A 19,579-nucleotide genomic window follows, 5' to 3' on the forward strand; every position below is an offset into this window, starting at 1 on the left:
TTCACACTTCAATTCCAAGATGATGATTTAACTACTCCACCACGGTTTACTCTCAAGATTCAACCCCCACACAAGCTCACACACAGCAATTCTACTGAAAACACCCGACGTTTATTTTTATTTGCTCTTTGACTTCAGCCCTTTTAATGATGGAGGTGACCGAAACACCACACATTTTTTCATGCACTTTGTGCCATGCATCCTGCTTCTACACAGAGGAACAGCAGACATGAGTCGAGACCAATCTTATCTAAGGGAAAGGTGGAACTATGAAGAAAACATTGAAAACCAAATCAAGAGGCCAGAAGCTGCTGCGTAAAGGTGTAAAACAAATGATGGCAGCTGCGCTGCTTGCAGCAGGGATCTTCCCTGGCATGTCTCCAGGTGTGACACAGGCAGCGGAGGCGCATGTGAACAATCCGTTTGTGGGCGCCACGGCTTATCTCAATGAGGACTACTCTGCACTTGTGGACACCTCTATTGCAATTACCAGTGATGCTTCGCTGAAAGCGAAGATGGAAACGGTGAAATCTTACCCTACTGCGGTATGGATTGACCGTATTGCAGCCATCTATGGCGGGGCCGAGAATGCTGGTCGCAAGAGCGTGGAAGAGCATCTGGATGCGGTTCTCGCTCAGAAGAAGCCAGGCGTACCTATTACGGCTTCCTTTGTCATCTATAACTTGCCGGGTCGGGACTGCCATGCCCTCGCTTCTAACGGGGAGCTTCCTTTAACCCAGGCAGCATTGCAAACGTATAAAACGGATTACATTGACGTGATTGCAGATATTTTTGCTGATCCTAAATATCAAGACATCCGCATTATCGCTGTTATTGAGCCAGATAGTTTGCCTAACCTGGTAACCAATCTGAGCACACCGGCTTGTGGTCAAGCGGCTTCAACGGGGATTTATGAAGCTGGGATTAAATATACGCTCGACAAGCTCCATGCGATTCCAAACGTATACAACTATCTCGATATCGGTCACTCCGGCTGGCTCGGATGGGATAACAACCGTTCTGGAGCGGTCGCGCTCTATACCGATGTAGTCGGGGATACGCTGGGTGGACTGAGCAGTGCGGATGGATTCATTACGAATACTGCCAATACTACACCGCTGGCTGAACCAAACCTAACCAACCCGGATCTCAACATCGGTGGACAACCGATTCGTTCAGCGAAGTTCTATGAATGGAATCCGTACTTTGACGAAACCGATTTCACAGCGAAGTTGTATGCCGATTTCGTACAGGCAGGATGGCCAGCGAGCACGGGTTTCCTTATTGATACCAGCCGTAACGGATGGGGCGGTGTGAATCGTCCAGCTACAGCTACAGGCAGCAATATCAATGACTATGTAAATTCAGGTCGTGTGGATCGCCGTGAGCACCGGGGGAACTGGTGTAATGCAAGCGGAGCAGGTATCGGAGAAGCACCGAAGGCAGCTCCGGGACCAGCGCATCTGGATGCCTATGTATGGGTGAAACCTCCAGGTGAATCCGATGGCTCCAGTTCCGAAATTCCGAACAATGAGGGTAAAGGCTTCGACCGGATGTGTGATCCAACGTATACAACGAAAGATGGGGTGCTGACTGGTGCATTGCCTAACGCGCCGGTATCAGGTCACTGGTTCCATGATCAGTTCGTACAACTGGTGAAGAACTCCTTCCCTGTACTCTCTGAGAATGGTGGAGGCAACCCTCCAGGTGGAAACACAGCACCGGCAGCTCCTGCTACACTAACAGCTGCGGCCGGTAATGCTCAAGTGACGTTGACATGGGCGGCATCGACAGGTGCGACGAGTTATACGGTGAAACGTGCGCTGACGGCATCCGGTCCATTTGTAACGGTTGCTGCCAATGTCAGCGGAACAACTTACACCAACACGGGCTTGACGAATGGGACAACGTACTATTATGTCGTGACAGCAAGTAATGCAGCAGGTGAGAGTGTGAACTCTGCATCGGCCATGGCAACACCGGCAGCCGTTGCAACGGCTCCGGCGGCACCAACAGCGTTGACAGCAACAGCTGGCAATGCACAGGTGAGCCTGTCATGGACAGCTTCGGCAGGTGCGACAAGCTATAACCTAAAACGTGCCCTGACGGCATCGGGTCCATTCACGACGGTTGCATCGAATGTAACTGCAACGTCGTATATTAACACTTCGCTGACCAATGGCACAACCTACTATTATGTGGTGAGTGCGGTGAATGCAGCTGGGCAAAGTGCTAATTCTACTGTAGCCTCTGCGACACCAGCGGGTGTGGTTGTACCAACAAGTGATCTGGTGGTGCAATATCGTGCAGGGGATACCAATGCAACGGATAACCAGATCAGACCGTTGTTCAACATCAAAAACCTGGGCAGCACTGCAGTGGATCTGAGTGATTTGAAACTTCGTTATTATTTCACCAAAGAAGGTTCGGCGGCGATGGATTCTGCCATTGACTGGGCAGTGGTTGGCGCAGCCAACATCGACCGTACCTTTGGAGATGGATATGTTGAGCTGAGCTTCAAGTCCGGCGCAGGAAGCATTGCTGCGGGCGGGCAATCCGGAGATATTCAGCTTCGCATGTTCAAAACGGACTGGTCCAACTTTGACGAGAGTGATGACTATTCCTATGACCCAACGAAAACATCCTATCAGGATTGGGATAAAGTCACACTCTATCAAGACGGCAGTCTTGTATGGGGAATTGAGCCTTAAAGGTCATACATTTGGTGATTTAGTGCTAAGGTACGTGTGAGTGTACGCACAACTTATCAAAACAGAGCTGTTTTCTGGTCATTCATTGACCGGGGGCAGCTCTGTTTTTGTCTAACGATCTCAGGAGAGCTTATCTGGTAAAAAAGAGGCATGATGAAATTCTAACGATCCGTAGCGACGCTATTTCGATGAATTTCGGTGATTTCGATGTAATTTGCCTTGTTTGGGAGGAAATAAGGTCACTGGTGATCGTTAGAATTCAAAAGTGGTTGAAAACGACTGAATAAGCTCCGTGGAGATCGTTAGAATTTTTTAGAAGGACGTGTTTGGTGAAAAAGCATAATAGGATGAATGAGCTTGGAGCGCTATCCGACGGTTTGGAAGAATGAGCTATCCTGATATGACTTTGGGAACGGTTCATTTTTCATCATTCACCGTTGTACACTCTGACTGAGATACACTGAATATTGATCGTTTTGCACGGATATTTGCCTATGGTTAGGCGGTAAGGATGTCTATAATAGTACCCGATGGATGGTAACTCTTGCTACGAAGAAAGTGAAGGCGTGGAAGGGGGATCGGAGGAACTGGAGAAGGAAGTACGTCAGGCCAACTAAATGCTTTCTTGAATTTCATTTCGCTTCATAATGTAAGCGCAACCATTTTTCCTTTGATGTATGAAAATGAACCTGACCTAACATGAGCACGAATCTGATCTTCGTATGAACACGAAATTGACCAGACCATTAACATGTTCAGGTAGAAGTATCATTACCCATTCTAACCAGGGAGAGTGAAGGTTGATGAACTTAAGATCAGTAGAAGATAATCGAATTAAACATAGTAACAGCACTGACGATAGAACCCATGTCAGTACGAATGTCAGCCAAAAGAAGAGCGCTAGCACTCATAGGTCAAAACGATCACGCATGCCTCTCGGGGCCAAAGTGCTCTCTTCTGCACTCAGCTTGGCTTTAATTCTTAGTGGAACCGCCGGGATCAGTGGAGCGGATGCTTCACAATCCCAAGCTCAATCTCAGGGGAAAAGCATTCAACTGGAGAAGCTGGATCGCGGGCTGGTAGCGGCTTCGACGTCCGAAGGTGTGTTTCTAAGCTGGAGATTGCTTGGGGACGAGGCAACAGGGTACAGTGACAAGGGGCTGACCGGGACGGATTTCAACGTTTATCGGGATGGTAAAAGAATTGCAACGGTCACAGACAGCACGAACTATGTGGACAGCGCAGGTACGACATCTTCACGTTATGAAGTTGCCGCCGTGAATAACAAAGGTAAAGAAAGCAAACGAAGTGCATCCGTCAAACCTTGGGCGAACGGGTATATGGATATTCCTTTGCAAAAGCCGGCTGACGGTGTGACACCTGCGGGTGAAGCTTACACCTACAGTGCCAATGACATGAGTGTTGGTGATGTGGATGGGGATGGTCAGTACGAATTTTTTGTGAAGTGGGACCCCTCGAATGCTAAGGACGTATCGCAAAAAGGATATACCGGTAATACCTACGTTGATTGTTATACGCTGGACGGTCAGCTGTTGTACCGGATCGATCTCGGGGTTAACATTCGTGCGGGAGCGCATTACACGCAGATGCTTGTCTATGATTTTGATGGAGATGGCAAGGCTGAACTGATGTTCAAGACTGCCCCGGGCACACAAATTATGAAGTACAACAAAAAGGGCAAACCAACCTCACAAAAGTACATCACACTGCCGAAGGAAGATCGCAAAGCCGGGGTGACACACGAGGACGATTATCGCCTCAGTGCGGAAGGGTACTATGACCATGTGGTCGATATGTTCCGGAACTGGCATAAACACGAAGAGGTTGTAAAAGGAAACTGGCCTGCGACACTGGAAGAGGCATTTGGAATCGAGAAGAAGTACAGCTATCCGTTATCCCGGCAGGATGCGGAAAGTCTGGCTGACTATTTTATAGATGTATACGCACCGCAGCGGAGCGCCCGCAATGAATTGCGCAAGTTCGAAGGGTTTATTGTGGACGGGCCGGAGTATATTACCGTGTTTGAAGGCAAGTCGGGAAAAGAATTACAGACCGTCCCGTATGAACCCGAACGTCATGATGACGGCCTGATGTGGGGCGATTATGCGATGGCACGCATTGAACCGGCAAACCGGGTAGACCGTTTCCTGGCCGGGGTTGCGTACCTGGATGGCAAGAAACCGTCTGCGATTTTTGCACGCGGATATTATACTCGCTCCACCATGGCTGCCTACAACTGGGATGGCAAGAAACTGAAAAAAGAGTGGATGGTAGACAGTGGCTGGACACCGATGAAAAATCCGTTCAATGACGGGCCACATGGTGTAGATGGCACAGACCCGCAGTACGGTTCGATTACAACACAGGGAGCGCACTATTTCAGTGTGGCGGATGTAAACGGTGACGGCAAACAGGAGATTATCTATGGTTCGGCTACGATTGACCACGATGGTAGTGTGTTATATAGTTCCACCGATGTGATGCCGCCCGAGAGTGCTGCACCGGGAACGATTGCCCGTCTAGGACACGGCGATGCACTGCATGTGGCAGATATCGACCCGGATCGCCCGGGACTGGAGATCTTTATGGTACATGAGGGCGGACCTTGGGCGCCGTACGGGTATTCCCTACGTGATGCGAAGACCGGAGAAGTGATTTATGGCGGATATACAGGCAAAGATACTGGACGCGGTATGGTCGGAGATGTCGATCCAACCCGGCGCGGGCTGGAGACATGGGCTGTCGGATTATGGACGGCACAGGGTGAAAAAATAAGTGATCAGGCGCCCGGAACCAATATGAGCATTCGCTGGGCCGCCGACATGACCACCCAAATCGTAGACGGTGCCATCGATGTCACGCCTACAATCAAAGACTGGACACGCGGCACAGTGCTGACCGCGACAGGAACCTTAACCAATAACCACACGAAAGGTACACCATCGCTGGTTGCCGATGTATTCGGAGACTGGCGTGAGGAGATGCTGGTGCGTACAGCCGACAGTTCAGCGATCCGCATCTATCTGAGCACCGAGAAAACAGATCGCAAGCTGTATACGCTCATGCATGATGCGATGTATCGTGTAGGTATTGCTGGACAGAACAGCGGATATAACCAGCCTTCGTATCCTTCCTTCTACATGGCATCGGATATCGATTGGTCGAAGGTGACGTTGCCGAACTTCTATACTCCGGGGAAAGGCAAAGGGGATAAATAAGACTGTCCACTCAGATTAGAAAGAGAAATGATGTAAGCTAACCGCAAATAGCTCTGGAATTCGCTTCTGTGTAATGATCACGCAGAGACATTCCAGAGCTTTTTTGTACATCCAACTACTTCTCGATGTCTTCAGTCAAGTGTGTTGCGGAAGCGAATGATTCCAGTGTATATTGACCATCCTGAATCAGTAACTTGGTGATGGAACACTCGGGAACGAGACGTTTCTGCTCAACCAGGAAATTCGGATGCCATCTGTTCAGTTCTTGTTCGGAAAACGTTTGCACCAGGAAATCGGTAATCAGACCGCCATGGGTAGCCAATACAATATGACTGCCGGTTGGCACCTGTGTTGCCAGTTCGCCGAGCAAAGAGGCCAGCCGTGTGCCTGCCTGTTTAGCGGAGTCACCAACATGTGGAATGAACTCCGGGTCTGCGGTACACTGGTCCCACAAAGCTACAAATTGTTCGAAAGTCTGCTCGGGATCATCACCCCAATTGGCTCGCTCACGCAAGCGTGCATCTTCCGAGACGTCAGACCCGGTAAGGGAAGCAATGGCTTCGGCGGTTTCTTGTGCTCTCCGGAGTGGACTCGCTACGATCCGGTGGATGGGATATGGAGCTTTCGAGAAATGCCGGGCGGTCAATTGAGCCTGACGGCTACCTTCGGCAGTAAGTGGCACGTCTCCAATATCACTTTTTTTGACACCATGTCTGACCAGATAAAAGGTTGTACTCATCGCATGAAATCTCCTTCAACATTGGATTTAGAAATGGCAGATCATGATATAATGATTTTATACTAAGCTTATAGGAACTGAACGTTTCGATCCATTACAATTTGGAGGATATTAATATGAAAAAATTGTTTTTGTCATCTTCTTTTGTTGACACAGCAAGCTTGTTGAACACACTGGAAGAAACGTTAAACGGAAGGACCGTTACCTTTATTCCGACAGCTGCCGTTCCTGAACCATATGATGCATATGTACATGCGGGCAGGAAGGAGCTTGAGAAGTGGGGACTTATCGTACAAGAGTTGGAAGTATCCACGGCATCTTCTGAAGAAGTAGCAACCAAGTTGCAACAAAGTGACCTGATCTACGTGTCGGGTGGCAACACCTTTTTTCTATTACAGGAGCTTCGCAGAAGTGGGGCAGAGAAATACATACAGGCTCACATCCAAGAAGGGAAAATATACATCGGAGAGTCGGCGGGTTCCATCATTCTCGCCCCGGATATTGCCTATGTGAAAGCTATGGATGATTGCGCGGTAGCACCGGACTTGTCCAGTTACGAAGGGCTGAATGCGGTTGATTTTTATCCCGTGCCGCATGTGGGTTGTCCCCCATTTGTAGAGTCGGCAGCTCAGGTCATGGATGAGTATCAGTCCACATTGCCTCTCGTACCGATAACGAACTCCCAGGTTATTATCATGGATGGGGAGCAGTACCGGATTAGTAGCATTTAACGTCGATTTCAATGATGTTTATTCAAAAATAGAGCGAATACATCTGTACGCCATATCGCGCTTGAAGGGAGGTTGTAGAGATGGGGACAGGATCAGGATCAGTAACGAATCATACACCATCCTTTTCAGGCAGTCTTTTTCAGGAACGCCTTCGCACCGAAGATTGGGGTCCGCGTTTTTTCGCTTATTATTACAAACAATGGGATGATTATCAGATGTCCTACCACACTCATGACTCCACGGAAATTATGTACATCATTACGGGTATGTGTCGAGTGGATGTAATGATGGCAGACGGAAGCTCGGAACAGGCGGTGTTGAAAAAAGGACAGTTCATCCTGCTGGATGCAGGGGTTCCCCATCGGCTGTTGGTGCAGGACGGCGTGCCGTGCCGAATGCTCAATGTAGAATTCGGTTTTGCGCGTACTGCATCTGGACAACTTACCATAAAGCAACTTGCGCTGGAAGAGGATACGGTTCATGCTTTTCTAACTCGATCTACTCCTTATCTTGTTTTGCCTGACCCGGAAGAAGTGTATCACACGATGAAAAGCCTGGTGCTTGAACTGGATCAGCGTGGTTTGCTGGAGCAAAGGCAAGTACAGACACAGGTACAGGCACAAGGGCAGAAACAGAAACAGGAACAGGAACAATCACAAGAGCAGACGAAATCTGGACCTCCTTCTGTATACATGCGGGTGATTCCTGCCGAAGAGCGAATGCTTCATCGTGAAGCCCGAAACCTGAGCTCCCCGGAGCAGGGGATGCTGGTACGCACTCTTTTTGTCCAATTGCTCGTTCGGATTGCAAGACTGCGAGGCGAGATGGAACGGAGTGCACTGGATCAAACGGAGCTCTATGTCAAACGTACGATTGAATTTATGCATCACAATATGGATCGCAGTATTCAGATGAAGGATATCGCGGCAGCAGTCAATTTACATCCAGGGTATTTGCACCGTATTTTTCGTAATTATATGCAATGGACTCCGACCGATTATTTGACGATGCTACGGATGGAGAAGGCCAAGATGTTGCTGCAGCAGACCAATATTCCGATCTCCGAAATTTCAGACTATGTGGGTGTGGGCAGTAGGCAGTATTTTCATATGCTTTTCAAAAAGTATACGGGCCAGACACCTGTTCAATATCGGGGTTCCATGGAGCGAGAACAGTGGAGCTACCCGGAGGAATCGGAATAGAAGCAGGGCCGCCGTACTGGAACAGGAGGGTAGAAACTAAATGTTGAACTGAAAGGGTATTCATGATATCCTTTGTTCAGAAGTAACCATTCGTTGATAATGTAGTAGTAATTTAATATATTCAGGATTGTGACTGTTCGGCAGGCGATACCTAAATTGTTCGTAGTAAACATGAGTTGTGCATGTTACTGCTTCAATTTAGGTTTTTTTTATAGGAGATTTTGATTTTTCGAAGAATTTTATGGAATATTAACGGGACGAGCATGTGATGAGTTGGGGGTGATGCAGATGAAGATTAGGAAAATTTTTAATAATAATGTGATTTTACTGACGGATGATAACGGGCACGAAATGATCGTGATGGGAAAAGGGATCGGGTATAACAAACATAACAGTGATGTTATCGACTTTTCACAAGTAGAGAAAAAGTTCGTCGTTGAAAAAGCAACGTCTGACAAACTGATGGGGCTGATTGGCGAGATTCCAACTGAACATCTGGAGTTGTCGAACGAAATTATTGAATATGCCGAACAACAGCTTGCTCTCAAATTCAGTGACAACATCTACATCACCCTGACGGATCATATCAGCTTCGCACTGAGAAGGTTCCCTGAAGGCATCATTGTGAAGAATGCTTTGCTGTGGGAGATCAAAAAATTCTATGCAGCCGAATATGAAGTTGCCTTTAAGGCGCTCCACATTATTGAGCAGAAAACAGGAGTGAAGCTGCCAGAGGATGAGGCGGGTTCCATTGCCCTTCATTTTGTGAATGCACAGCAGCGTGGGCAGGATATGAAACAAACCTATCAGATGACGAAGATTGTTAACGATCTAGCCAATATTGTGAAATACCATTTTGGAATCAAACTGGACGAAAACTCGATTAATTACAGCCGTTTCCTCACACATTTGCGGTATTTTGCGTACCGAATTCTTCATGATGAGCTGATTCCGGAGGATCGAGATTCTTTATACGATCATGTAAAGGACAAGTACCCCGAATCGTACGCGTGCGCCAGAAAGATTAGAAACTATCTGGAGATTAATTACGAGAAAAAAACAACGAATGAGGAGATGGTTTATTTCATGATCCACATTCACCGGGTCACGAACCGTGAGCATGATCTGACGGAAGAATGAAGAAATATGGATACAAACTTATACATTAGGGATTGTGACTGTTCGGCAGGCGAAACCTGAACTGAGGCTTGTGTATTGACTAAGGTCAGTAGACGAGCTTCAGTTCAGGTTTTTATTTTGTCATCGTAATATGTCATCCGAAATGATGAAGTGAGATCTGAATTGTAGGGATTATACAAAGTATGGGGGGAACAACATGGATCATCTCAAATTAGCTCAAAACATTGTGGACCGCGTTGGAGGAAGGGAGAACATTCAATCGCTGACTCACTGCGCTACCCGTTTACGATTTGTCTTGAACGATAATCGGAAAGCCGATGCAGACACACTCGAAAACACAGCAGGTATCTTGAAGGTGGTTGAAAGCGGCGGACAATTTCAGGTTGTTGTAGGCAATGATGTGTCGGAGGTGTACAAACATATCGTTGCAGAAGGGGAGTTCGATGGAGCAGGGTCCGGTGCAAGCTCTGAAAAAGAAAAGAAGAGTATTCGTTCAGCCATCTTTGGTCTGATATCGGGCAGTCTAACGCCATTAATCCCGGTATTTGCCGGAGCTGGTCTGGTCAAAGCACTGTTAATCGTTCTTGAGAGAGCAGGCTGGATTGCTGTGGATAGTGGAACATACGCGATATTGGCTGCTGCGGGGAACTCGATCTTTTATTTCTTGCCGATTCTGCTTGGGATTACGATTGCTAAGGTTCTGAATGTGAACTCTTATGTTGCAGCGGCGATCGGTGCCGCATTAATGGAGCCAAATTTTACGGCCTTGACAGCAGCAGGAACTACAACTCATTTTCTAGGCATTCCGGTATCGTTAATGAACTACGCTTCGTCGGTCTTTCCGATGTTTATTGCCGTTAGCATCTACGCGGTTCTGGAGAAGTTTTTGAAGAAGATCATGCACAAAAATGTGCAGTTGTTCGCAGTTCCGTTCTTCTCTCTTGTCATTATGGTACCGCTCACGGCCATGTTGATTGGTCCTTTTGGGCAGTATGTAGGTCAGTGGATTGGGGATATTGTTAATTTCCTGATTAACAGTAACTCTGTCATCGCCGGAATTATTCTGGGGGGAACGTGGTCGTTTCTTGTATTGCTTGGATTACACTGGGCAACGGTGCCTATTATTATGGGGAATTTGAGCGCTGGCGGCGATCTTATTGCACCTCTTGCGGCAACATCCGTTGCGGCTTCGATGGGGATTGGTCTCGGGGTATTCCTGAAAACAAAAGATAAAGATCTTAAGGCTTTGAGCGGTTCATCTTTCTTGTCTGCGATCCTGTCCGGGGTTACTGAACCTATTCTGTATGGTATCATTCTGCGTTATCGTAAAACTCTCATCTATCTGGTAGCCGCTGGAGCCATTGCCGGTGGATTGATGGGATATCTCGGTGTGAAGTTGATTGTATTCAATTTCTTCCTTAATGTGTTCACACTACCTGCCCAGAGTCCAATGTTGTATTACATTATTGGCGTGTTGACTGCGATTGCAGGCGGAGCCCTGTGCGTGGTGCTGTTTGGCTACGAGAGCAAGAAAAATGATCAGGTTGCTGAAGGTCTGAAGGTACAGAAAGACAAGAGTCATCAAGTGGCAAGCGAGAATGGAAGTGGAAATAAAAATGAAGGTGAAAACGAAAGAGAAGGTAACCAGCAATTGATTTCTGGATCAGGTACGGGGAAAATGGAACAAAACGCTGCCGGGATCGACGCGAACGTTGCGATGGAAAGCTTGATTACGAGTCCACTCGAAGGCAAAGTGATTCCACTTCATGAAGTGGAGGATGTCGTATTTTCCTCGGAGTCGATGGGGAAGGGTGTAGCCATCATTCCGTCCAAAGGCCAGCTCGTATCCCCGGTAGACGGCGTCGTGTCGGTCACGATGAAAAGTGCACACGCCATCGCAGTCACCTCGGAAGAAGGCGTTGAAATTCTCATGCATATCGGCATAGATACGGTGAGATTAAAAGGGCAGTATTTTACTCAGAAGGTCCAGCAGGGGAACCGAATCCGTAAGGGAGAGGTACTGATTGAATTTGATATGGATCAGATTCGGAACGAAGGTTTTAAGCTGACCACGCCAATTGTGGTGACGAACTCCGATCAATTCCGCGATATTACGCCGTTGCTGTCAGAAGGAACGGTTGCTGTCACAGAGGAACTGTTATCTGTTCGATCCTAAATCAGATCAGAGGGGAGAAGAGCAAGATGAAGCTGATTGTTAATGCAGATGATTATGGCATCACGATGAGAGTGAGCGAAGGCATCATTCATGGAATGAAACAGGGTCTGATTACAGATACCTCGGCGTTGGTGAATTCGGTACATTTTGAGAAGAGTAGCATTATGGCCCTTGAAGCGGGCATTACGTCTATGGGGGTTCATCTGAACCTGACATTCATGACCCCTGTGCTGGAAGCTTCGGCTGTTCAGAGTATCGTGGACGAGTCGGGCCGTTTCTATCGAAAACCTGGACTTATTCCTTCGACCTATGATCCTGGGGAAGTACGCGCGGAGTTGAAGGCACAGATCGAGAAGTTTCTCGCTTCCGGGTTAACGTTAAATCATCTGGATACCCATCATGGGGTGAGTGTGAAAGATGCACAAATGTTAGATATTGTGATGGAACTGGCCCAGGAATATAATGTTCCCATGCGAAGAGATGATATCTTATCTCCGGAGTTGAACGGCAAGCTTGTGGATGTGGGGATTCGGTCTACGGATATATTGTGTGGTGATCCGGCTATGCCTACTCTGCAGGAATCATGGTTGCGCGGGGTACTGGATCAGTATAAGGATACGGAAGATATCGTTGAGATTGCTGGACATCCAGGTTATGCGGATGAGGAACTGCGCAGCATTTCATCTCTGGTAGATGAGCGTGAGCACGATCTTGCGGTATTGGTTAATCCAGCGTTGATGAACTATGTGAAGGAACAAGGGATTGAACTCATTAGCTACAGCCAGTTGTAGTGGAGGAGATGAGAAGAATCGAGAATAATATGAGATGAGAACAATCAAGAGATTAAGTTAGGATTTTTGACACTCTGCCTCCGAACAGGTCATGATTTTGATAACGCTCTCCATCTCACTGTTGCTACAATGAACCCATGAAGCAAGTCATTAACCGAAGCCGGAAGGTTCGGATTACGGGAGGACATGTACATGTCGTTCAAAGTAGCGTTTATCGGGGCGGGCAGCATTGGTTTTACAAGAGGATTGTTGCGTGATCTGCTCACCGTACCGGAATTTAATAACATCGAAATCGCATTCTGCGATATTAATCAGCACAATCTCGACATGGTCACCGAGCTGTGCCAGCGGGATATCCGAGAGAATGGATTGAATATTCAGATTCAGCCGACAACCAATCGGAGAGAAGCGTTGAAAGACGCCAAGTATGTTCTGTGTACGATTCGTGTAGGGGGACTGGAAGCTTTTGCAACCGATGTCGATATTCCGCTCAAATACGGGGTGGATCAATGTGTCGGGGATACGCTGTGTGCAGGCGGCATTATGTATGGACAGCGCGGAATCGCCGAGATGCTTGAGATCTGCAAAGATATTCGCGAACAGAGTGCGCCGGATGTGCTGCTCCTGAATTACTCCAATCCAATGGCGATGCTGACATGGGCCTGCAACAAATACGGTGGTGTGCGCACGATTGGACTATGTCACGGGGTTCAGCATGGACATCATCAGATTGCGGAAGTGTACGGGCTAGAAAAGAGTGAAGTGGATATTATCTGTGCAGGCATCAATCATCAGACATGGTATATTCAGGCGTCCCACAAAGGCAAGGATCTTACGGGTGGATTGCTGGAAGCTTTTGAGAAGCATCCCGAGTACAGTCGTACGGAGAAAGTTCGGATCGATATGTTGCGCCGCTTTGGTTATTACAGTACAGAATCCAATGGTCACTTAAGTGAATATGTGCCATGGTATCGCAAACGTCCTGAAGAGATTAATGACTGGATTGACATGGGAAGCTGGATTAACGGTGAAACGGGTGGATATCTGCGCGTGTGTACCGAGGGGCGTAACTGGTTCGAAACGGATTTCCCAAACTGGATGAAGGATGATCCGATGCAGTATTTACCGGAGAAACGCGGCGAAGAGCACGGCTCCTATATCATAGAGAGCCTGGAGACGGGACGTGTGTATCGGGGTCATTTTAACACTGTGAACAACGGGGTGATCTCCAACTTGCCGGATGATGCCATCATTGAAGCACCGGGTTATGTGGATCGTAACGGCATTTCGATGCCGCATATCGGCGAACTACCCCTTGGCCCAGCGGCGGTGTGTAATGTAAGCATATCCGTGCAACGTCTTGCGGTGGAAGCGGCAGTGCATGGGGACGATAAGCTGTTGCGACAGGCGTTTATGATGGACCCGCTGGTTGGCGCGGTTTGTAATCCGAAGGAAATCTGGCAGATGGTCGATGAGATGCTGGTTGCACAGGCGAAGTGGCTGCCACAGTACGGTGATGCCATTGCATCGGCAGAAGTGAGACTTGCTACGGACGATCTTATTCCAACCAAGGCATACGAAGGCGCAGCACGTCTGAAGGTCAAAACGGTAGAAGAGATGCAGCAAGATCGGGAGGCCGCGAATAAAAACGCAGGTGAGTCCGATAAAGGCAAGGACCGCGAGAAAGTGTAGCAGTAGAGAGTGCAGGAATAAGAGTCATTACAGCAGCATAACAATAACCAGAGAAAAAGCATAAAAACAGCATGATAATGAGGCATAAATAACAGCGTGAATGAAGCGGAAGAGAAGAGAAAATGAGGACGGAGCAGCATTAGAGCTGCTTCGTCTTTTTGTTGTGGGCACATAAAACCAATTACAATGCACAACATATTACCTTTACAGACATAGTAATATGTCTTATAGTATACTCAGAGTAAGAGGGAGAGCGGTGAGACGCACAGATGGATGTTCAAGTGATTAACAGTGACCTGATTCGGGGCAATATTGACCCCATTATTTTGAGTGTGCTTATTTCAGCAGACAACTACGGATATGGCATTATTAAGGAAATATATCGTAAAAGCGGGGAGCAGTTTGAACTCAAGGAGCCAACGCTGTATTCCAGTCTGAAACGGCTGGAGAAGAGTGGGTACGTGGAGTCTTATTGGGGTGAGGAGACGCAGGGTGGAAGGCGGAAATACTACCGGATTTCCAGCCAGGGACGTGAAGTTTATCAATTGCAGGTTCAAGCTTGGCATGCAGCCAAAACGTTAATCGATTGCATGATTGCCACCGGTGAAGAAGGAGATGAGTAAGGATGACGCTCGAAAGACGGATGAATCGGCATTTGGAGAGTTTATTTGCAGGTGCACAGGATACACTGGAGCATCGGGAGTTGAAAGAAGAAATTCGTAGCAACCTCGCCGCACGAATAGATGATTATCTGGCTGAAGGCATGAGCGAGGAGCAAGCTTTCCAGACAGCGATACAGCATATGGATGGTATGGAACAATTCATGAGTGATTACCGACATGTGAAACGTGTTCCTTATTGGACAGCGCTGTGGCAATCGACCTTGATCTACAGCCTGGTTGCCTGGATTATCACGATTCCTACACGAGTGATGTTAGGCGGTGCTGCTCTGAACAATCTGCTTTTGATCATTAGCCTGATTGTGGGCGCCGTTTATGTAGTTTATTTGATGAGCAACAGAGAGAATGGCAGTGGATCTTCCGATACAGAAAAGACCACACGGATTCGTGTGGTAGTGTTGAAGCAGTGGCAACGCAGAGCATGGTGGCTGTGGGTGGCAGTCGTACTTGCGCTTTGGGGTACGCAGGCAGCATTGCGATTTGGAAGCAATATTTGGTTTGACCGACCCATTCAGGTGAATGGACCCTACCAGCTCGCTGTCATTTTGTTTGCTTTTGCATTACCGCTACTTAGTATCCTCATTCCTCTGGTCGTTCACCGGGCATACCGGATCGTTAGCAAATACGAAGTGAGTGATAACATATGAACGGAAAAAATCGGTGGATTGTTTCCTTATTTATTATCGGGTTATTGGGTCTTGTCGTGGTGGAAGGGTTCGTTAATCCTAAAATTGCGGCAGATCAGAGTCGATATGAAGCCGAGCAGAATAGTCCGCTGACGCATGATTTTACGGCCTTGGCCAAATATCAGAACGCGTACATGGGGAATTTCTCGAATCTAAGTCATCTGAATCAGAATCTGCCGTTACATAAGCAGTTGGATGGCTATCAGCTGTTTCCTGAAACATTGACCGCTCAGATTAATTACAGTCTGAATACAGATGAGATGGATGCGGTGCAGCTTGATCGAATCCTCGTATATAACGCGCTTGCGAATTTTGTACTGATCGATAATCTGGAGCAGGTTGTCTACCAGTTCAAAGACACACGGGTTGTGTTCGACCGCAAGCTCGCGCAGCAATGGGCTGGAACAGAGCTTAAAGCGCTACAAAAGCCGGAGCGCTGGGATTCTATCGTTCGCGAGAAGCTGGTGCAACCGGCTGATGTGCGGGCTTTATTTTCACAAATTGTTGACAATTTTTAGGGTTGAATTCGCTGGAAATGGGCAAGGTGCTCGACTCTTCTCTCATGCTATGTTATTATAAGTCTCTGATAACGTGGTAACGAACTAAAGCGTTTGAGCTTGGTCATAGACATGGAGGGGTACGAGAGATGAGAAAGAAAGCAATTCTACTATTATTTATTAGCATATGTATGATCATTATGGCGGGCTGTTCCAGCTCGGCAAGTAAAGACGAGAATACGATTATTGTAGGGATCGACGATAAGTTTGCTCCAATGGGATTCCGGGATGAGAAGAATGAAATTGTCGGGTTTGACATTGATTATGCCCGTGCAGCTGCGGAGAAAATGGGTAAAAAGGTGACTTTCCAGCCGATTGACTGGTCTTCCAAAGAGTCGGAGCTGAACAGCGGCCGGATCGATATGATCTGGAACGGATATACGATTACAGACGAGCGTAAAGAGAAAGTGCTTTTCACCAAGCCTTATCTGGAGAACAGTCAGGTTGCAATTACTCTGGCAGACTCCCCGATTACGAAGCTGGACGAACTGGACGGCAAAAATGTAGGATTGCAGGCACTGTCCTCAGCAGCAGATGCGCTGGCGGCAAGTCCTCTGAAGGATAAAGTCAAAGCTTCCGAATTCAAAGATAATGTACTGGCGCTGACTGATCTGAAAACGAAACGTCTGGACGCAGTCATCATTGATGAAGTGGTCGCAAGATATTATATGTCGAAGGAAGAAGGCACCTTCAAATTGCTGGATGAATCACTGGCGCCAGAGCAATATGGCATCGGGATCAAAAAAGGCAATGAAGAACTTCTCAATCAGCTGCAAAATGCGCTGGATGAGCTGAACACGGACGGCCAAGCCGCTGAAATCTCTAAGAAATGGCTTGGTGAGGATAAGGTTCTGAAGTAAGAAGAATCATTTAGAATTTAATTTGCGAATTTGAAAGTAGCAGGGGAAATACACCTGACAAATAATGATGTGAGCTTTTCCCAGTTGGGGAAACTGTACTCACGAAAACGATGACCCCGTATTCCATGATGGAGCAATATGCTTCCAAGGAGTGCGGGGTTAACAGATTAGAGGAGAACTAATTCATGAATTGGGACTATATTTCAACGATTATAAAACCGATGCTGGAAGGTGCACAAACGACGATTTTCTTATTTTTACTTGCGATTGTGCTATCGGTCCCCCTAGGATTCGCGGTAACGTTGGCGATGCGGAGCCAGTTCAAACCGCTGGCGTGGATTGCACACACATACGTATATGTGATGCGTGGGACACCATTACTTTTGCAAGTTTTATTTTTCTGTTTCGGCCTTCCATTACTTCCGGTCATCGGAGAGTATCTGGTCTTTGATCGTTTCATTGCAGCGGCTATCGCATTTATTCTGAACTATGCAGCTTACTTTGCAGAAATCTTTCGGGGCGGATTGTTGTCCATTGATAAAGGTCAGCATGAGGCGGCCAAAGTGCTTGGACTCACGAAGTGGCAGATCATGACGAAAGTTATCATTCCACAGATGGTTCGGGTGGTGCTCCCAGCCACAGCGAACGAGGCTATTACGCTGGTTAAAGATACGGCATTGCTCTACGCTGTAGCTGTACCAGAGTTGCTCTATTATGCGCAAGCCGCAGTGAATCGAGATTTGCAACTCATTCCATTTTTCGTAGCGGCGATTATGTATTTGCTTATGACTCTGGTGCTTACCTTGCTATTCAAGGTTCTGGAGAAGCGCTTTTCGTATGAATAAATCAAATCTGTTCAATCAAAGGACTGTCTGCATATGACCTATAGTATAGAAGTAAATCAGTTGAAAAAATCATTTGGCACACTGGATGTGCTGAAACAGGTATCTTTTAACGTGGCGCCAGGGGAAGTCATTGCGGTCATCGGGCCTTCGGGTTCGGGGAAAAGCACAATGCTGCGCAGCCTGATCCACCTGGAGGATATTACGGGCGGAACGATTCGCATTCAGAATCAGACACTGGCGGATGACGGAAGGTACGTAGGTGCTGCCGAAATTCGGAAGATTACCGATCGTATGGGCATGGTGTTTCAGCATTTTAACTTGTTTCCGCATCTGACTGTACAGGCTAACCTGGAACTCGCACCGAAGACGTTGAAAAAGGAAAGTACCAAAGTCATTCGTAGCCGCAGTGCGGAATTACTTGCCAAAGTTGGACTGTCGGACAAGGCCGATGTTTATCCGGCCAATCTGTCCGGTGGACAGAAGCAGCGGGTAGCAATTGCCCGCGCTCTGATGATGCAACCGGACATCCTGCTCTTTGATGAGCCAACCTCAGCACTCGACCCGGAACTGACGGGAGAAGTACTTCGCGTCATCAAGCAATTGGCACAGGAAAACATGACGATGATGATTGTCACGCACGAGATGAGCTTTGCTCGTGATGTTGCGGATCGTGTCTTCTTCATGGACAATGGCGAAATTGCCGAGCAAGGCCCACCCGATCAACTGTTCGGTGCACCCAAGCTCGCACGTACCCAGACGTTTTTAAAGAGAGTAGATATGGAAGAATAACGGTGGAGCGTGATTTAAAACAGGTGCGAATGCCAAGCTCACATGAAATCCCTGGGAGATTCGCACCTGAGAAGAGGCTGATTTGAACCCTTTTGGCATATTACCTTGAATATTTTAAGTGTTTTATATTAAGATGAAACTAATTAGTAGAAGAATTAAAGGAGAACACGTAATAAAGTATACAATCTATGCTTTTATTACGTGTTTTTTCGCTGTCGCACTCCGTATGGAGTGCGTGGATTGAAATGAGTCGTTGTATGAAGCTTCGCGCAGGGTTATTAGTCGCACTCCTTCTGGAGTACCTGGATTGAACTCTGATTTTCCCGGCTTCGCTTACAACCAACACGCTAACGATCACAGAGAAGCTTATTTTGTCGTTTCGGCGACCTTTGGAATTCTAACGATCACCACAAGCGCTATTTGGGCTGAAACCCTCAAAATGTAGCGTAAATCGCTGTATTTCAAGTAAATAAGCTTTCTGGTGATCGTTAGATTTTATAAATGCCTAAAATAGGCTGAATAGCGTGGCTGGGGATCGTTAGAATCTGGCAAACCGGAGATCACCGACACGAGTGTGCATTTGGAACGAAACTTCCCCATAGGTAACATGGGTGGGAAAAACCTTGATTTAATCTGATTTTTCCGAGAGATACCACCTCAATTTCACATGGTTTTATGTGAGACACGCACCACTATTTTTGATAAAACTATGCCAGTTGGTTGATGCAGTCTTTAGTGTTA

15 protein-coding genes are annotated in these 19,579 nt (G+C 47.3%); 14 read left to right on the plus strand and 1 reads right to left on the minus strand.

What is annotated here, in order from left to right:
• Window positions 1-269: 269 nt before the first annotated feature.
• Window positions 270-2,711, plus strand: a complete 2,442-nt coding sequence (locus tag MKY23_RS05255) for a glycoside hydrolase family 6 protein (RefSeq protein WP_339835994.1) — start codon at window positions 270-272, stop codon at window positions 2,709-2,711.
• 929 nt (window positions 2,712-3,640) lie between these two features.
• Window positions 3,641-5,950: a rhamnogalacturonan lyase gene (locus MKY23_RS05260; protein WP_339839223.1), complete on the plus strand. Its 2,310-nt coding sequence runs from the start codon at window positions 3,641-3,643 to the stop codon at window positions 5,948-5,950.
• A 115-nt stretch (window positions 5,951-6,065) separates the two neighbouring features.
• Here MKY23_RS05260 and MKY23_RS05265 read toward each other — a convergent pair whose 3' ends face one another.
• Complete coding sequence (locus tag MKY23_RS05265; RefSeq protein WP_339835997.1) at window positions 6,066-6,689, minus strand: histidine phosphatase family protein; 624 nt, start codon at window positions 6,687-6,689, stop codon at window positions 6,066-6,068.
• 116 nt (window positions 6,690-6,805) lie between these two features.
• On the opposite strand from MKY23_RS05265, the gene MKY23_RS05270 reads away from it, so the two are divergent.
• The 12 genes from MKY23_RS05270 to MKY23_RS05325 all read left to right on the plus strand — a co-directional run bounded on the left by MKY23_RS05270 (window position 6,806) and on the right by MKY23_RS05325 (window position 18,838).
• Complete coding sequence (locus tag MKY23_RS05270) at window positions 6,806-7,420, plus strand: Type 1 glutamine amidotransferase-like domain-containing protein (RefSeq protein ID WP_339836000.1); 615 nt, start codon at window positions 6,806-6,808, stop codon at window positions 7,418-7,420.
• Window positions 7,421-7,500: 80 nt separating this feature from the next.
• Window positions 7,501-8,622 (plus strand): AraC family transcriptional regulator, encoded by a 1,122-nt coding sequence (locus MKY23_RS05275; protein WP_339836003.1) that lies wholly within the window; start codon window positions 7,501-7,503, stop codon window positions 8,620-8,622.
• A 288-nt stretch (window positions 8,623-8,910) separates the two neighbouring features.
• Window positions 8,911-9,762, plus strand: a complete 852-nt coding sequence (locus tag MKY23_RS05280) for a PRD domain-containing protein (RefSeq protein WP_339836006.1) — start codon at window positions 8,911-8,913, stop codon at window positions 9,760-9,762.
• A gap of 196 nt (window positions 9,763-9,958) precedes the next feature.
• The gene (locus tag MKY23_RS05285; RefSeq protein ID WP_339836009.1) at window positions 9,959-11,938 is read left to right on the plus strand and encodes a beta-glucoside-specific PTS transporter subunit IIABC; all 1,980 of its coding nucleotides are present in this window, start codon (window positions 9,959-9,961) and stop codon (window positions 11,936-11,938) included.
• Window positions 11,939-11,964: 26 nt separating this feature from the next.
• On the plus strand, window positions 11,965-12,729 hold the full coding sequence (locus MKY23_RS05290; protein ID WP_339836013.1) for a ChbG/HpnK family deacetylase: 765 nt from the start codon (window positions 11,965-11,967) through the stop codon (window positions 12,727-12,729).
• 192 nt (window positions 12,730-12,921) lie between these two features.
• A complete protein-coding gene (locus MKY23_RS05295; RefSeq protein ID WP_339836016.1) occupies window positions 12,922-14,421 on the plus strand; it encodes an alpha-glucosidase/alpha-galactosidase in 1,500 nt (499 codons plus the stop codon).
• Window positions 14,422-14,690: 269 nt separating this feature from the next.
• Window positions 14,691-15,044 (plus strand): PadR family transcriptional regulator, encoded by a 354-nt coding sequence (locus MKY23_RS05300; protein WP_339836019.1) that lies wholly within the window; start codon window positions 14,691-14,693, stop codon window positions 15,042-15,044.
• 2 nt (window positions 15,045-15,046) lie between these two features.
• On the plus strand, window positions 15,047-15,748 hold the full coding sequence (locus MKY23_RS05305) for a permease prefix domain 1-containing protein (protein ID WP_154959791.1): 702 nt from the start codon (window positions 15,047-15,049) through the stop codon (window positions 15,746-15,748).
• The gene (locus MKY23_RS05310) at window positions 15,745-16,305 is read left to right on the plus strand and encodes a DUF4825 domain-containing protein (RefSeq protein WP_339836023.1); all 561 of its coding nucleotides are present in this window, start codon (window positions 15,745-15,747) and stop codon (window positions 16,303-16,305) included. Before MKY23_RS05305 ends, MKY23_RS05310 begins: the two co-directional genes overlap by 4 nt.
• Window positions 16,306-16,433: 128 nt before the next feature.
• Window positions 16,434-17,204: an amino acid ABC transporter substrate-binding protein gene (locus tag MKY23_RS05315; RefSeq protein ID WP_090917704.1), complete on the plus strand. Its 771-nt coding sequence runs from the start codon at window positions 16,434-16,436 to the stop codon at window positions 17,202-17,204.
• 185 nt (window positions 17,205-17,389) lie between these two features.
• Window positions 17,390-18,049, plus strand: a complete 660-nt coding sequence (locus MKY23_RS05320) for an amino acid ABC transporter permease (protein WP_339836027.1) — start codon at window positions 17,390-17,392, stop codon at window positions 18,047-18,049.
• 33 nt (window positions 18,050-18,082) lie between these two features.
• Complete coding sequence (locus tag MKY23_RS05325; RefSeq protein WP_090917707.1) at window positions 18,083-18,838, plus strand: amino acid ABC transporter ATP-binding protein; 756 nt, start codon at window positions 18,083-18,085, stop codon at window positions 18,836-18,838.
• Window positions 18,839-19,579: the final 741 nt, after the last annotated feature.

Origin of the sequence: Paenibacillus sp. FSL R7-0272 (assembly GCF_037969905.1) — a bacterium.
GTDB lineage: Bacteria > Bacillota > Bacilli > Paenibacillales > Paenibacillaceae > Paenibacillus > Paenibacillus polysaccharolyticus.

Excerpts from the sequence above, each read along its gene's own strand:
- MKY23_RS05255 (WP_339835994.1), top strand. The coding sequence starts at position 270 with ATGAAGAAAACATTGAAAACCAAATCAAGAGGCCAGAAGCTGCTGCGT.
- MKY23_RS05260 (WP_339839223.1), top strand. The coding sequence starts at position 3,641 with ATGCCTCTCGGGGCCAAAGTGCTCTCTTCTGCACTCAGCTTGGCTTTA.
- MKY23_RS05265 (WP_339835997.1), bottom strand. The coding sequence starts at position 6,689 with ATGAGTACAACCTTTTATCTGGTCAGACATGGTGTCAAAAAAAGTGAT.
- MKY23_RS05270 (WP_339836000.1), top strand. The coding sequence starts at position 6,806 with ATGAAAAAATTGTTTTTGTCATCTTCTTTTGTTGACACAGCAAGCTTG.
- MKY23_RS05275 (WP_339836003.1), top strand. The coding sequence starts at position 7,501 with ATGGGGACAGGATCAGGATCAGTAACGAATCATACACCATCCTTTTCA.
- MKY23_RS05280 (WP_339836006.1), top strand. The coding sequence starts at position 8,911 with ATGAAGATTAGGAAAATTTTTAATAATAATGTGATTTTACTGACGGAT.
- MKY23_RS05285 (WP_339836009.1), top strand. The coding sequence starts at position 9,959 with ATGGATCATCTCAAATTAGCTCAAAACATTGTGGACCGCGTTGGAGGA.
- MKY23_RS05290 (WP_339836013.1), top strand. The coding sequence starts at position 11,965 with ATGAAGCTGATTGTTAATGCAGATGATTATGGCATCACGATGAGAGTG.
- MKY23_RS05295 (WP_339836016.1), top strand. The coding sequence starts at position 12,922 with ATGTCGTTCAAAGTAGCGTTTATCGGGGCGGGCAGCATTGGTTTTACA.
- MKY23_RS05300 (WP_339836019.1), top strand. The coding sequence starts at position 14,691 with ATGGATGTTCAAGTGATTAACAGTGACCTGATTCGGGGCAATATTGAC.
- MKY23_RS05305 (WP_154959791.1), top strand. The coding sequence starts at position 15,047 with ATGACGCTCGAAAGACGGATGAATCGGCATTTGGAGAGTTTATTTGCA.
- MKY23_RS05310 (WP_339836023.1), top strand. The coding sequence starts at position 15,745 with ATGAACGGAAAAAATCGGTGGATTGTTTCCTTATTTATTATCGGGTTA.
- MKY23_RS05315 (WP_090917704.1), top strand. The coding sequence starts at position 16,434 with ATGAGAAAGAAAGCAATTCTACTATTATTTATTAGCATATGTATGATC.
- MKY23_RS05320 (WP_339836027.1), top strand. The coding sequence starts at position 17,390 with ATGAATTGGGACTATATTTCAACGATTATAAAACCGATGCTGGAAGGT.
- MKY23_RS05325 (WP_090917707.1), top strand. The coding sequence starts at position 18,083 with ATGACCTATAGTATAGAAGTAAATCAGTTGAAAAAATCATTTGGCACA.